Source organism: Streptomyces sp. NPDC001507 (genome assembly GCF_042894765.1).
Lineage (GTDB): Bacteria > Actinomycetota > Actinomycetes > Streptomycetales > Streptomycetaceae > Streptomyces.
On the sequence record NZ_JBIAVV010000004.1, the window covers coordinates 407,772 to 422,043 of the forward strand.

The following is a 14,272-nucleotide window of genomic DNA, read 5'->3' on the forward strand; positions in this document are numbered from 1 at the left end:
CCTGACGCAGCGTCAGTTCAGTAATCTGACACTGCGTCAGGTAATTGTGCTGTCACACAGGAGCGGGCGGAACGATGCTTGGATCAACCCACGGCACCCTCACCACCGACTCCCGCCGGGCCCGGGTCATCGCCTGCGGTGAGCAGCGTCCCGGGCCCGCCGTCCACGGCCGCGCGGCCGAGGCGGGCGACGCGGACGCGCTGGACGTCAGCGGACGGCCGCTGTACGCGGACGTACCGGATCTGGACAGGTTCTTCCGCCCCGAGTCCGTGGCCGTGATCGGCGCCTCGGACGCGGAAGGGCGGCCCAACACCGGCATCACCCGGCAGCTGCTCGACTGGGCCGGGCGGGTCGGGGCCCGGGTGCACCCGGTGCACCCGACCCGGCCGTCGGTCTTCGGCATCGCCTGCGTGCCCTCCGTCGCCGACCTGCCCGAAGAGGTCGACCTCGCCGTGCTCCTGGTCGCCGACCCGCTGCCGGTGATCGAGGAACTGGCCGAGGCCAAGGTGAGGTTCGCCGTGGCCTTCGCCTCCGGGTTCGCGGAGACCGGCGAGGAGGGCGCCGCGGCCCAGACCCGCCTGGCGGCGGCCGTACGCAGGTCCGGGCTCCGGCTGCTCGGCCCGAACACCAACCTGAACGCCTTCGAGCGGTTCCGCGACGACCTGGAAGGACCGGCGATCGCGCTGATCACCCAGTCGGGGCACCAGGGCCGGCCCGTCTTCGCCGCCCAGGAACTCGGCATCCGGCTCTCGCACTGGGCGCCGACCGGCAACGAGGCCGACCTGGAGACCGCCGACTTCATCTCCTACTTCGCCGAGCGCCCCGAGGTCGGCGCCATCGCCTGCTACGTCGAGGGTCTCAAGGACGGCCGCGCCTTCCTGCTCGCCGCCGACCGCGCGGCCCGCCGCCGGGTGCCCGTGGTCGCCGTCAAGGTGGGCCGCACCGAGGCCGGCGCCCGCACCGCCGCCTCCCACACCGGCAAGCTGACCGGGGCGGACGACGTGGTGGACGCGGCGCTGCGCCAGTACGGCGTGATCCGCGTCGACGGCCTCGACGAACTCCAGGACACCGCCGCCCTGCTGGCCCGGGCGCGGGCGCCGCGCGCCGACGGGGTGGTCGTCTACTCGATCTCGGGCGGCACCGGCGCGCACGTCGCCGACCTGGCCGCCGGCCTGGGCCTGAGGCTTCCGGTGCTGTCGGCGGCCCGGCAGGCCGAGCTGCACCAGTGGATACCGGAGTACCTGAGCGTGGCCAACCCGGTCGACAACGGCGGGCACCCGGTGGGCGACTGGCGTGGCCGGAAGATCATCGACGCGATCCTGGCCGACCCGGAGGTCGGGGTGCTGGTCTGCCCGGTCACCGGTCCCTTCCCGCCGCTGAGCGACAGGCTCGTGCAGGACCTGGTCGACGCGGCCGAGGCGAGCGACAAGCTGGTGTGCGTGGTGTGGGGCTCGCCGGTCGGCACCGAGGCCGCCTACCGCGAGGTCCTGCTCGGCTCCTCCCGGGTGGCCACCTTCCGCACGGTCGGCAACTGCCTCACCGCCGTCCACGCCTACCTCGACCACCACCGCTTCGTGAGCGACTACCGCTCCCCCTTCGACGAGGCCCCGCGCACCCCCTCCCCCTCCTACCGCAAGGCGCTCGCGCTGATGCGGCCCGGCCGGCAGCTGAGCGAGCACGCGGCGAAGCAGCTGCTGCGCGCGTACGGCATCCGGGTGCCGCGCGAGCAGCTGGTGACCAGCGCGGCGGCGGCCGTGCGCGCGGCCGGGCTGGTCGGCTACCCGGTGGTGATGAAGGCGTCCGGCGGCCAGATCGCCCACAAGACCGAGCTGGGCCTGGTGAAGATCGGCCTGACCTCGGCCAGCCAGGTCCGGGACGCGTACCGGGACCTGACCGACATCGCCCGCTACGAGGGGGTCGCCCTGGACGGCGTGCTGGTCTGCCAGATGGTGGAGCGGGGCGTGGAGATGGTGGTCGGGGTCACCCACGACGACCTGTTCGGGCCGACGGTGACCGTGGGGCTCGGCGGGGTCCTGGTCGAGGTCCTGCACGACGCGGCCGTACGCGTGCCGCCGTTCGGCGAGGACCAGGCCCGGGACATGCTCGCGGAGCTGCGCGGGCGGGCCCTGCTGGACGGGGTGCGGGGCCGCCCGCCGGCCGACCTGGACGCCCTCGTGGAAGTGATCCTCCGCGTCCAGCGGATGGCCCTGGAGCTCGGCGACCAGCTCGCCGAGCTCGACATCAACCCGCTGATGGTGCTGGAGCGGGGCCAGGGCGCGGTGGCGCTGGACGCGCTGGCGGTGTGCCGCTGATGGACACCGTCCGGTACGTGACCGCGGAGCGGGTCGCCCATCTCACCCTCGACCGCCCCGACGCCCTCAACGCCCTCACCCCCGACCAGCGCGACCACGTCATCCACCTCCTCGGCGAGGCCTCCGCGGACCCCGGGGTCGGCGCGGTGGTCATCACCGGCACCGGCCGTGGTTTCTGCGCGGGCGCCGACCTCCGCGGCAGCGGCACCACGGCCGAACGCGTGCCGGGTGACGTGGCCCGCACCATCCGGCTCGGCGCCCAGCGGCTGGTCGCCGCCGTCCTCGACTGCGAGAAACCGGTGCTCGCGGCCGTCAACGGCACCGCAGCCGGCCTCGGCGCGCACCTCGCGCTCGCCTGCGACCTGGTGCTGGCCGCCGAATCGGCCCGTTTCATCGAGGTGTTCGTGCGGCGCGGCCTGGTCCCCGACGGCGGCGGTGCCTACCTCCTCCCCCGCCTGATCGGCCCGCACCGCGCCAAGGAGCTGATGTTCTTCGGCGACGCGCTCTCCGCCCCGGAGGCCGAACGCCTGGGCCTGGTCAACCGGGTCGTCCCGGACGCCGACCTGCCCAAGACGGCCCGCGACTGGGCCATCCGCCTGGCCAGCGGCCCCACCCGCGCCCTGGCCCTGACCAAGCACCTGGTCAACACGTCCCTGGACACCGACCGGACAACCGCCTTCGCCGCCGAGGCCGCCGCCCAGGAGATCAACATGACGACGCGTGACGCCCAGGAAGGGGTGCGGGCCTTCGTGGAGCGCAGGAACCCGGAGTTCCGGGGCCGGTGAGCCCGGCCGGCGGCGGACGGTCAACCGGTCGTCGCGCGCCTGAGGATCCGCAGGGTGCCCGCGTCGGGGTCGCCGAAGACAACGAACAGCTGGGGAGCGTCCTCGCTGCCGCCGACCGACCACTGGGTGTCCTGACCGCAGTCCCCGTCCAGTTTGACCAGCACACCGTCGCGCCAGGTCCTCCGGGGTGCCCAGGTACCGGGTCCCGCGCACACGACGTAGTCACTGAAGTCGTCGTCCGTGAAGGGCGCCGGTTCGGTGGGCAGCTTGACGGCCTCCGCGCTGCCGTCGGCACGCAGCCGCAGCTCGGCGCCGCTTCCGTCCCGCCAGACGCCGGTCAGCTGGGCGGCGGTCAGCCGCGGTGGCTCGTACTGCGGGACCAGGCCCGCCTCGGACGCCAGCACCCCGCCGACGAGGGTGAGAACGGCCAGCCCGAACGAGCCGGCGGCGGCCCGCCACCAGACGCCCGCCGGCCGCAGGGCGCGCCGCCGGACCCAGCCGACGCCGAGCGTCGGCAGCACGCCCAGCCCGGCCAGGACCGCGAACGTCGTGGTGAACGGCCAGGACCCGAGTGACGCGACGAGTGCGCTCCAGAAGGCGGCCGGCACCACCGGCGTCACCAGGTACCACGGCCAGGAAGGGCCGCCCAGGCGCCGGCCCGCGAGCCGGGCCGCCACCACGGAGGGCAGGGCCAGCATGAACGCCTGCGCGACGCCCAGCAGCGGCAGCAGGACCGGCGCCAGGAACAACAGGAACACCGCGCCCAGGGCGCCGCCGTTCCCGGCGCCGTAGTCGTCACGGCCGGAGAGGTCGATGAACGTCAGCAGTCCGGCCGCCGGCAGCTGGGCCGTGGCCAGCGCGACCGCCGTGCTCAGATCACCGCCGGACCAGACGGGCCGCTCACCGGTCCGCTCCCGCGCCCCGCCCCGCCCCCGTACGCTTTCCCACCCCATGGGCGCAGCGTACGAAGCGGTCGTACGGTGCCCCGTACCGCCCTTCCCATCTGACGCCACGTCAGCTTCAATGAAGTGGTGATGGGACACGCAGGGGCGGCCGCGGCTGCCGTCCGTTATCTCAGGTCGGTCCCCGCGGCGGGGCCCGTGGAGTCGCTGCCGCGCCCGGAGTTGCGGTGCGTGCGCGCGGACGAGCGGGCGCCGGTCGACCAGACGGAGTTCCGGCGGGTGCTCGGCACCTTCGCGACCGGGGTGACCGTGATCACCGCACCGGCCGCCGAGGGCGAGTCCGCCCCGGCCGGCTTCGCCTGCCAGTCGTTCTCCTCCCTCTCCCTCGACCCGCCCCTGGTCTGCTTCATGGTCGGCCGCACGTCGGCCACCTGGCCGCGCATCGCGCGCGCCGGCGTCTTCTGCGTCAACGTCCTCGGCGCGGGCCAGGGCGAGCTGTGCCGCGCCTTCGCGGTGAGCGGCGCGGACAAGTTCGCCGGCGTCACCCACGACCCGGCCCCGGTCTCCGGCTCCCCCCGGCTGACCGGCGCCGCCGCGTGGATCGACTGCACGGTCCACGCGGTCCACACGGGCGGCGACCACCTGATCGTGGTCGGCCGGGTCGACGCGCTGGGCACGGGCGAGGCCCCCGGCGGACCGCTGCTGTTCCACCGGGGGCGGTTCGGCACACTGGGCGCCTAGGGGTCGCTGCCCGGTCCTAGACGGCCAGGGCCGGGACCGCGGTCACCGGCCGCCGCCGGATCACCAGGGCCATCAGGGCCGCCGCCGCGCACAGCGCGCCGGAGGCGTACCAGACCATGTCGTAGGTGCCGAAGACGTCGCGGGCGACGCCGCCGAGGTAGGCGACGAGGGCCGCGCCGACCTGGTGGGAGGCGAGGACCCAGCCGAAGACGATGGCGCTGTCCTCGCCGTACTGCTCCCGGCACAGGGCCAGGGTGGGCGGAACGGTGGCGACCCAGTCGAGGCCGTAGAAGATGATGAAGAAGATCATCGAGGGGTGGACCGACGGGCCCAGCAGCATCGGCAGGAAGAGCAGGGAGATGCCGCGCAGGGCGTAGTAGACGGCGAGCAGGCGGCGCGGTTCGAAGCGGTCGGTGAACCAGCCGGAGGCGATCGTGCCGACGACGTCGAAGACGCCGATGACCGCGAGCAGCGAGGCCGCCGTGGTGACCGGCAGCCCGTGGTCGTGGGCGGCGGGCACGAAGTGGGTCTGGATCAGGCCGTTGGTGGACGCCCCGCAGATCGCGAAGGTGCCGGCGAGCAGCCAGAACGGCCCGGTGCGGACGGCGGAGAGGAGCACCCCGACCGTCCTGCGCGCGGCTCCGGTGACCGGGGCCGGCTTCGGGACGAACTCCGTCGCCCCGTACGGCTTCTGCGCCACGTCGGCCGGGTGGTCGCGCAGCAGCAGCCAGACGAAGGGGACGACCGCGAGCGCGGCGAGGGCGACGGTGACGGCGGCCGGGCGCCAGTCGTACGTCTCGACCATCCAGGACAGCAGAGGCAGGAAGATCAGCTGGCCGGAGGCGGAGGCGGCGGTGAGGATGCCGCTGACCAGGCCGCGGCGGGTGGTGAACCAGCGGTTGGTGACCGTGGCGGCGAAGGCGAGCGCCATCGAGCCGGAGCCGAGGCCGACCAGCAGGCCCCAGCAGAGCATCAGCTGCCAGGCCGCGGTCATCCACACGGTCAGGCCCGAGCCGATCGCGATGACGGTCAGCGCGACGGCCACCACCCGGCGTATGCCGAAACGGTCCATCAGCGCGGCCGCGAAGGGCGCGGTGAGCCCGTACAGCGCGAGGTTGACGGAGACGGCCGCGCCGATCGTGCCGCGCGACCAGCCGAACTCCGCGTGCAGGGGGTCGATGAGCAGGCCGGGCAGGGAACGGAAGGCGGCCGCGCCGATGATCGTGACGAAGGTGACGGCGGCGACGAACCAGGCGCGGTGGATGCGCGGCGACCGGGTCGGCTTCGGGCCCTCGGCGAGGGCGGCTGCGGCTTCGGTTGTCTGGGTCACGCCACAAATATCCGGCCGATCGGTCCACTCCATCGAGTGGCCGAGAGGACAGCATTCGCTAGGATCGGGCCATGAGCAGTGACCCCGGCCCCGGCTTCCGCCCGCACCGCGTCGTCGTCCTCGCCCTCGACGGCCTGCTCCCCTTCGAGCTGGGCATCCCGCACCGCATCTTCGGCCGCCCCAAGGACGCCCGGGGGCGCCACCTCTACGAGGTCGTGACCTGCTCGGTCCGCCCGCCGGGCCCGGTCGACACCGACGCCGACTTCGCGATCCACGTGCCCAACGGCCCGGAGACGCTGGCCACCGCCGACACGGTGATCATCCCGGCCTCGTACGAGCTGGGCCCGGTCTTCGAACAGGGCGTCCTCACCCCCGAACTGGCCGCCGCCCTCGCCCACATCCGCCCCGGCACCCGGCTCGCCTCCATCTGCACCGGCGTCTACGTCCTGGCCGCCGCCGGCTACCTCGACGGCCGCCCGGCGACCACGCACTGGGCCGAGGCGGACCACCTCCAACGCCTCTTCCCTCAGCTCGAAGTCGACGCGGACGTCCTCTTCATCGACGACGGCGACATCCTCACCTCCGCCGGGGTGGCCGCCGGCATCGACCTGTGCCTGCACATGGTCCGCCGCGACCACGGCACGGCCGTCGCCAACGAGGTGGCCCGCCGTACGGTCGTCCCCCCGCACCGGGACGGCGGCCAGGCCCAGTACATCCACCGCCCGGTCCCCGACCTTCAGGCCGCCACCACCACCGCCGCCCGCGCCTGGGCGCTGGGCCGACTCCACGAGCCCATCCAGCTGCGCGACATGGCCGAGCAGGAGGCCATGTCGGTACGGACCTTCACGCGCCGCTTCCGCGAGGAGACCGGCGTCAGCCCCGGCCAGTGGCTCACCCAGCAGCGCGTCGAACGCGCCCGCCACCTCCTGGAGTCCACCGGCCTCTCCGTCGACCAGGTGGCCCGCGACGCCGGCTTCGGCACCGCCCAGTCGATGCGCCAGCACCTACAGGCGGCGCTCGGCGTCACCCCGACCGCCTATCGCCGTACCTTCCGCCCCGGGACAGGCGACACCGACAGCCCCGGCCCCGTCACCACCCCGGGCTGACACCCGCGTCCGCCCCACCTCGCCCCACCACCCGACCGCACTGAGCACCAGGGTCACGCCGACCCCGGCCAGCACGGCCGTGGACGGGGCGACCACCCGCAGCAGTGCCCCGGCGAGGGAGCCGGTCACCGCGTAACCGGCGCTGGCGGCCGCGTACATGACCGCGTAACCGGCGGCCAGGGCACCCGGCGGCAGGGCTTCGCGCAGCGACAGGTTGCGGGTGAGCATCGCGGCCGACTGGAACATGCCCCCGAGCACGAGCACGGCCGCGATCCCCGCGGTGTGGGGTATGAGCGCCGCGAGCGCCACGCAGCACGCCGTGCCGGTCATCAGCAGCACGCTGCGGGTACGCAGCCGTCCCGGCCAGGCGCGCAGGCCGTGCAGGAACGCGCCGAGCCCGCCGCCGACCGCCATCCCGGTCAGCAGCGGACCCGACCAGCCGACGTCGATCCCGCGCTGTTCGAGCAGGGCGGGCAGGACGAGTTCGGACAGGCCGAGCAGGGTCAGGCTGGCTGCGCCCGTGACGTACACCGGCCATGCGCCGGCCAGGACGCGCACGAGGGGCGCGGCCGTCCGCCCGGCCGTGCCCCAGGCCGCCGGCAGGAACCACAGGCCGGCCACCGACGCGGCCATGAGGGCGGCGGCGAGCCGGAGCGGGACGGCGGGGGCGGCACCGAGGGCCAGACCGGCCACCGCGGCCGGAGAGACGGCCCACACGGCGGACGTCAGCATCGACTCGACGGAGAGCGCCTGCGCCGCCGCCCGCTCCGGGACCAGCGCGGTGAGCAGCGTGCGCAGCCCTCCGGTGGCGGCGGCCGGCGCGGCACCGGCGACCCACGCGAAGGCGGCGAGGACGGCCGGAGGCGCGTCCGGGAGGCCACCGAGCCCGGCGAATCCGGCGGCCCCGACCGCGAGGCCGGCGGACAGCTGTGCCCGCGCCCGCTCCGGACGCAGCCGCATCCCCAGCACCGGCGCGCCCACGATCTCGCCGAGCACGTAGGCCGCCGCCAGCAGCGCGCCCAGCGAATAGCCGCCGGGCCGCTCGCGCACCAGGAACACCAGGGCCAACGGCGCCATGGCGACCGGCATGCGGGCGCCCACGGCGGTCCCGGTCCAGACCAGGAGGTGCTTGGACGCGACGTCACGGTAGGTCATGGGATGACGGTAGGGGGCGGGACCGACAACGCCGAGAGGTTTTCCCGGGGCTGTGGAAACCCCGTGCGCGCCTCCTAGAACGTGAGCACCCCCCGTGCCACTCGCCCCGCCTCGGCGTCGGCGCGGGCCTTCTCGAAGTCCTCCACCGGGTACGTCTCGGTCACCAACTCGTCGAGCAGCAGGCTGCCCTGGCGGTACAGACCGGCGTAGAGAGCGATGTCGTGCTGCGGGCGTGAGGAGCCGTAGCGGCAGCCCAGGATGGACTTGTCGAGGAACATGGAGGCGACCGCGAAGGACGCCTCGGCGGTGGGGGCGGGCATGCCGAGGAGGACGGCCTGGCCGTGCCGGTCGAGGAGGTCGACGGCCTGCCGGACCAGTTCGACCCGGCCGACGCACTCGAAGGCGTGGTCCACCCCGGTCGGCAGCAGGTCCTTCACCCCGTCCGTCGAGGTCAGGAAGTCGGTCGCGCCGAACTGCCGGGCCGCCTCCTCCTTGGCCGGGTTGGCGTCCACGGCCACGATCCGCAGCGCGCCCGCGATCCGCGCACCCTGGATGACGTTGAGGCCGATCCCGCCGGTGCCGATGACCAGAACGGTGTCGCCGCGGTCGACGCGGGCGCGGTTCAGGACGGCGCCCACCCCGGTCAGCACCCCGCACCCGATAAGGGCGGCCGACGTCAGCGGGATGTCCTTCGGGATCCGCACCGCCTGCACGGCCTTGACGACCGTGCGTTCCGCGAAGGCCGAGTTGCAGGCGAACTGGTACACGGCCTGCCCGCCGCGCGTGAACGGCTTCTGCGGGCGCCCTATGGCCTTGCGGCACATGGTGGGCCGCCCCCGGTCGCAGTCGGCGCAGGCGCCGCAGTTGGCGAGCGTGGACAGGGCCACATGGTCCCCCGGCGCCACATGGCTGACGCCCACACCGACCGCCTCCACCACGCCCGCCCCCTCATGCCCGAGCACCACGGGAACGGGGAAAGGTATGGTCCCGTCCACCACGGACAGATCGCTGTGGCACAGCCCGGCCGCGGACACCGCCACCAGCACCTCACCCGCCCCCGGCTCCCGCACGTCCAGATCGTCGACGACCTGCACCTGTTTCCCGTCGAACACGACTCCGCGCATCACGACTCGACCCCCTTCGGTTCCCTCGGCAGACCGAGCACCCGCTCGGCGATGATCGTGCGCTGCACCTGGTCCGAGCCGCCGTAGACGGTGTCGGCCCGGGAGAAGAGGAACAGGTGCTGGGCGGCGTCCAGTTCGTACGGCGCGACAGCGGACCAGCCGGCCGGGCCGACGCTCGCGGCCGCGCCACGCACCAGCACGGCGAGCTCACCGAGCCGCTGGTGCCAGCCGGCCCACAGCAGCTTGGCCACGCTGGGCGCGCCGGGCTCGGCGGCCGAGTTCCCCAGCGTCCGCAGGGCGTTCCACCGCATCACCCGCAACTCGGCCCACAGCCGCACCAGCCGCTCCCGTACGACGGGATCGTCGGCGGCCCCGCTCCGCACGGCGTCCCGCACGACCCGCCCCAGTTCCTCCGCGAACCCGATCTGCTGGGCGAGCGTGGACACGCCGCGCTCGAACCCGAGCAGGCTCATCGCGACGCGCCACCCGTTGCCCTCGCCGCCGACGACGTGCTCCACGCGCGCGTGCGCACTGTCGAAGAAGACCTCGTTGAAGTCGCTGGTGCCGGTCAGCTGCCGGATCGGGCGGACCTCGATGCGGCCCGGCTGGTCCATGGGCACGAGCAGGAAGCTCAGCCCGTGATGGCGCCGCGAGCCCGCCTCGGTGCGCGCCAGCACGAAACACCAGTCGGCCTCGTGGGCGAGCGAGGTCCAGATCTTCTGCCCGGTGATGCGGTACCCGCCCGCCTCCCGTACCGCCACCGTGCGCACACCGGCCAGGTCGGACCCCGCGCCGGGCTCGCTGTACCCCTGGCACCAGAGCTCGTCCCCGGCGGCGACGGCCGGCAGAAACCGCGCCTTCTGTTCACTGCTGCCGTGTGCGATGAGCGTCGGAGCGAGCAGGTTCTCCCCGATGTGGCCGGACCGCGGCGGCGCGACCGAGCGCGCGTACTCCTCGGCCCAGGCGACCTGCTGAGTGAGCGTCGCGGTCCGGTTCCCGTACCCGCCCTCCGCCCACCCGATCCCGATCCACCCGTCGGCCCCGAGGGTGCGCTCCCAACTGCGCCGGTCCACAGCTGCGTTGGCATGCGCATCGAGCCAGGCCCGGACTTCGGTGCGAAACACCTCGTCCTCCGGCATGACGCCGAACTCCACGGTGACCTCCAGAGATGCGTCGGGGTTGGGGCCGTACGAAAACCGCCGGACACCACCGTCGCGGCTGATCGCCATCGCGGCGGAGAAAGGAGAGGGACCGGCAGGGGGGCGAGAAGAGCAGGGAGGAGAGAGGGAGGAGGGAGGAGGGAGGCAGGGAAGCAGGTAAGCAGGGAAGCAGGGAAGCAGAGAGGCAGAGAGGCAGAGAGGCAGGGACCCGAGCTTCTGAACTCCGCCGGGCACAACCCCCCAGGGGCGCGGGGAACTGCGCGAACAACCCCGACGGCGCCGCACCCACACACGCACCCCGCCCCCCCAGGGGCGCGGGGAACTGCGCGAACAACCACGACGGCACCGCACCCAGGCACGCACCCCGCCCCCCAGGGGCGCGGGGAACTGCGTGAACAACCACGTCGGCGTCGCACCCGCGCATGTTCCGCACCCCCCTGCCCACTAGGCGTTCGGCCGGCTCCCCGTGCGCGCGGCCGCTTCCATCGCCGCCAGTCGCGCCAGCATCGGCATGGGATCGACCCCCACGCTCCCCGGCAGCGCCGCCGCGATCCGCTCCGGCGTCCACGCACCCCCCTCGGCGTACGCGGCGCGCAGCTCCCGCGGCTGGGCCCAGACCGCGATCTTCGGTCCGGCCACCGTGTAGACCTGCCCGGTGATCCCCGCGTCCCGCGCCGCGTCCGACAGCAGGTAGACCACGAACGCGGCCACGTCCTCCGGCTCGCCGATCTCGGTCAGTTCCGTCGGCACACCCGCCGACATCCGGGTCCTGGCCACCGGCGCCACCGCGTTCGCGGTCACCCCGTACTTGTGCAGGCCGAGCGCCGCGCTCCGGACCAGGGAGATGATCCCGCCCTTGGCCGCGCTGTAGTTGGCCTGCGAGACCGACCCCTGGTGGTTGCCGCTGGTGAAGCCGACCAGCGTGCCGGCGCGCTGGGCGCGCATCACCGCCGACGCCGCCCGGAACACCGTGAACGTGCCCTTCAGATGAGTGGCGAGGACCGGGTCCCACTCCTCCTCGGCCATGTTGAACAGCATCCGCTCGCGCAGGATCCCCGCCACGCACACGACCCCGTCGAGCCGGCCGTACGACGACAGCGCCGTGTCCACGACCCGCTGCCCGCCCGCCATCGTGGAGATGTCGTCGGCGACCGCGACCGATTCCCCGCCCGCCGCCTCGATCTCCTTGACGACGGCCTCGGCGACCTCGCTGGTGGGCGAGGCGCCGTCGACCGCGACGCCGTAGTCGTTGACGACGACCTTCGCCCCCTCGGCCGCCGCCGCCAGCGCCACCGCCCGTCCGATACCCCGTCCCGCACCGGTCACGGCGACGACCTTGCCTGCCAAGAAGTTCCCCACGCCCGGCCCCTTCCCGCGGTTTCTGACGGACCGTTAGATTTTATGACCCGTCAGATGTGCGGACACAAGGCCTGGGGAGGACCCAGATGTCACTGCCGGCGCTTCACCCCGCGTTCCACGACATCGCCAAGCGCGTCAACAACTGGGGCCGCTGGGGGGCCGACGACGAGATCGGCACGCTGAACCTGATCACCGACGAGGTGGTGCGGGAGGCCGCGGCGACCGTCCGGAGCGGGCGGCGCGTGCCGCTCGCCCTGCCGCTCCGGGAGGACGGGGTGCAGACCGGGATGATCCCCGGGCGGGTCAACCCGCTGCACGCCATGGTGCAGATCAACCAGGAGCTCTTCGGCCCGGGGACGGTCGCGTGCAGCGACGACGCCGTGACCATGGGGCTGCAGGCCGGCACCCACTGGGACGCACTCACCCACGTCTCGCACTCGGGGAGGCTCTACAACGGCCGTCCGGCGGGCACGGTGACCGCGCACGGGGGTGCCGAGTTCTGCGGGATCGACAAGGCGCGGCACATCGTCTCGCGCGGGGTGCTGCTCGACGTGGCACGCGCGCGTGGCGTGGACCGGCTGGCCGGCGGGCACGCGGTCACCCCGGAGGATCTCGACGCGGCCGAGGAACTCGCGGGGACGCGCGTCCGGGGCGGTGACATCGTCCTCGTGCGGACCGGGCAGGTGCAGGTCTACCTCGCCGGGGACAAGCACGGGTACGGCTACCCGTCACCGGGTCTCTCGGTGCACACCCCGGAGTGGTTCCACGCGCGCGACGTGGCCGCCGTCGCGAACGACACCCTCACCTTCGAGATCTTCCCGCCCGAGATCGAGGACCTGTGGCTGCCCGTGCACGCCCTGGACCTCGTGGAGATGGGGATGCTGCAGGGGCAGAACTGGAACCTCGAAGAGTTGTCCACAGCCTGTGGAGAAACCGGCCGGTACGCGTTCCTGCTGTCGGCGATGCCCGAGCCGTTCGTCGGGGCGACGGGCACTCCGGTCGCCCCCGTGGCCGTCCTGTGAACGGCTCCCCGCCGGAAGCCGGTGTCACGCCCGAGGGGGCGTGACACCGGCCCTCCCCCATTCCCCCCACATCCGGACGGCTGCGCGCACCGGCCCGCCCCGAGCCCGGTCCCGCGCGCCGCCGTCCGGCTCGACCCACACTCGACGAGGGCGTCCGTCAGCCAGACCCTCGCCGTCCCCTCGCGGCGAATCGCAGACCTCAAGCGTGAGCAAACGGTCACAAGGCGTCAACACCCGCACGGGCTTTTACGACTTATGCCCCGGTTCACGATGGGCGCGCACGGATGCAAACCCCCGGCGCATGACCGCACACTGGGATCACACCGCCTCGAAGGCCAGCCCTTCGTACGAGGCAAGACCGCCCCCGTACGCCACCGCAGCGCCCTGCCTGGTCTCGGAGCAGCGGTCGAGTTCGCACCAGATGCGCTTGCCGGCGCCTTCGGGGCTCCAGCCCCAGCGGTCGGCGAGCCCGTCGACGAGGGCGAGGCCCCGGCCGCCGGTCGCGTCACCGTCGGCGCACCGCGGCACCGGCGCGCGGTCGCTGGCGTCGGCGACCTCCAGCCGTACGGTGGCCGACGCGTCGTCGGCACCGCCGCGGTCCGTGCCCGGCAGCGAGAGCCGCAGCACGGCCGGACAGCCGGTGTGCACCACGGCGTTGGTGACCAGCTCCGAGACGAGCAGGATCAGCGTCTCGGCCAGCGGCTCGTCCGCCGCTATACCGGACCCGGCGAGGCGCGAGCGAGCCCACCTTCTGGCCCGCCCCACCTCCGTGGGGTCGGGCCGGATCTCCAGCTGCACTTGAAGCACCTGCACCGCTCACACCATCCGAACCGGCGGACACATGAACCCGCGCCGAGCCAGGGCCACGACGAGGGTCGCGACCACAAGGACGGCGAGGGCCACGATCGTAGCCATTTTCTGCATGGCCAGAACAACGGCCAGAGCTAGGCTCACGGAACGTGATTCCCTTACGAGACAGCATGGTTGACGTACAGTCACCCCAACAAGCGCTTCGGGCATATTCCAGCGCGAAGGAGTACGCCTGCGGCATACTGTGCGACGCTCGCGGCGGGGAGTCGAACAAGCGGGGGCGCAAGCCCTTACCGCCCTGCGAGCGGCGGTGCGCACCCCGAGCGGCGGGGCCGCTTCGACGGCACCGCCGGCATGGCTCGTCCTCGGAACCATTCGCATCCCACAGAAGGTACCCGAGGGGACAGTCGACTCCAGGGCGTGACGAGTCACGCGTTGGACACAACCCGGTATCAACGCTCAGTGA

The 14,272-nt window shown here is 73.5% G+C and carries 12 protein-coding genes; 5 read left to right on the forward strand and 7 right to left on the reverse strand.

Annotation, left to right across the window (positions count from 1 at the left end; all coding sequences use genetic code 11):
• The first annotated feature begins 74 nt into the window (after positions 1-74).
• Both ACFY0K_RS15635 and ACFY0K_RS15640 read left to right on the forward strand, forming a co-directional pair.
• The gene (locus ACFY0K_RS15635; protein ID WP_390640285.1) at positions 75-2,312 is read left to right on the forward strand and encodes an acetate--CoA ligase family protein; all 2,238 of its coding nucleotides are present in this window, start codon (positions 75-77) and stop codon (positions 2,310-2,312) included.
• A complete protein-coding gene (locus ACFY0K_RS15640; RefSeq protein WP_390640286.1) occupies positions 2,312-3,097 on the forward strand; it encodes an enoyl-CoA hydratase/isomerase family protein in 786 nt (261 codons plus the stop codon). The genes ACFY0K_RS15635 and ACFY0K_RS15640 overlap by 1 nt, the downstream gene beginning before the upstream one ends.
• Positions 3,098-3,117: 20 nt before the next feature.
• Here ACFY0K_RS15640 and ACFY0K_RS15645 read toward each other — a convergent pair whose 3' ends face one another.
• Positions 3,118-4,050 carry a hypothetical protein gene (locus tag ACFY0K_RS15645; RefSeq protein ID WP_390640287.1) on the reverse strand — a complete coding sequence of 311 codons (933 nt, stop codon included), beginning with the start codon at positions 4,048-4,050 and terminating at the stop codon, positions 3,118-3,120.
• A gap of 81 nt (positions 4,051-4,131) precedes the next feature.
• On the opposite strand from ACFY0K_RS15645, the gene ACFY0K_RS15650 reads away from it, so the two are divergent.
• A complete protein-coding gene (locus ACFY0K_RS15650; RefSeq protein ID WP_390640288.1) occupies positions 4,132-4,740 on the forward strand; it encodes a flavin reductase family protein in 609 nt (202 codons plus the stop codon).
• A gap of 16 nt (positions 4,741-4,756) precedes the next feature.
• Here ACFY0K_RS15650 and ACFY0K_RS15655 read toward each other — a convergent pair whose 3' ends face one another.
• Positions 4,757-6,070 carry an MFS transporter gene (locus ACFY0K_RS15655; RefSeq protein WP_390640289.1) on the reverse strand — a complete coding sequence of 438 codons (1,314 nt, stop codon included), beginning with the start codon at positions 6,068-6,070 and terminating at the stop codon, positions 4,757-4,759.
• 71 nt (positions 6,071-6,141) lie between these two features.
• Here ACFY0K_RS15655 and ACFY0K_RS15660 point away from each other — a divergent pair, with 71 nt between their 5' ends.
• Positions 6,142-7,176: a GlxA family transcriptional regulator gene (locus ACFY0K_RS15660; RefSeq protein WP_390640290.1), complete on the forward strand. Its 1,035-nt coding sequence runs from the start codon at positions 6,142-6,144 to the stop codon at positions 7,174-7,176.
• Here the strand turns inward: ACFY0K_RS15660 and ACFY0K_RS15665 are convergent.
• The 4 genes from ACFY0K_RS15665 to ACFY0K_RS15680 form a co-directional block, all read right to left on the reverse strand.
• Positions 7,075-8,331: an MFS transporter gene (locus ACFY0K_RS15665; RefSeq protein WP_390640291.1), complete on the reverse strand. Its 1,257-nt coding sequence runs from the start codon at positions 8,329-8,331 to the stop codon at positions 7,075-7,077. The two genes, ACFY0K_RS15660 and ACFY0K_RS15665, sit on opposite strands and share 102 nt — an antisense overlap.
• Before the next feature lie 74 nt (positions 8,332-8,405).
• Entirely contained in the window at positions 8,406-9,455 is a 1,050-nt protein-coding gene (locus ACFY0K_RS15670) for a Zn-dependent alcohol dehydrogenase (RefSeq protein ID WP_390640292.1), read from the reverse strand.
• Complete coding sequence (locus ACFY0K_RS15675; RefSeq protein ID WP_390640528.1) at positions 9,455-10,594, reverse strand: acyl-CoA dehydrogenase family protein; 1,140 nt, start codon at positions 10,592-10,594, stop codon at positions 9,455-9,457. The genes ACFY0K_RS15670 and ACFY0K_RS15675 overlap by 1 nt, the downstream gene beginning before the upstream one ends.
• 465 nt (positions 10,595-11,059) lie before the next feature.
• Positions 11,060-11,974 (reverse strand): SDR family oxidoreductase, encoded by a 915-nt coding sequence (locus ACFY0K_RS15680; RefSeq protein ID WP_390640293.1) that lies wholly within the window; start codon positions 11,972-11,974, stop codon positions 11,060-11,062.
• 86 nt (positions 11,975-12,060) lie between these two features.
• Here ACFY0K_RS15680 and ACFY0K_RS15685 point away from each other — a divergent pair, with 86 nt between their 5' ends.
• Positions 12,061-12,996: a cyclase family protein gene (locus ACFY0K_RS15685; RefSeq protein WP_390640294.1), complete on the forward strand. Its 936-nt coding sequence runs from the start codon at positions 12,061-12,063 to the stop codon at positions 12,994-12,996.
• Between the two features lie 318 nt (positions 12,997-13,314).
• Here ACFY0K_RS15685 and ACFY0K_RS15690 read toward each other — a convergent pair whose 3' ends face one another.
• Positions 13,315-13,794 (reverse strand): ATP-binding protein, encoded by a 480-nt coding sequence (locus tag ACFY0K_RS15690; protein ID WP_351957354.1) that lies wholly within the window; start codon positions 13,792-13,794, stop codon positions 13,315-13,317.
• Positions 13,795-14,272 lie beyond the last annotated feature (478 nt).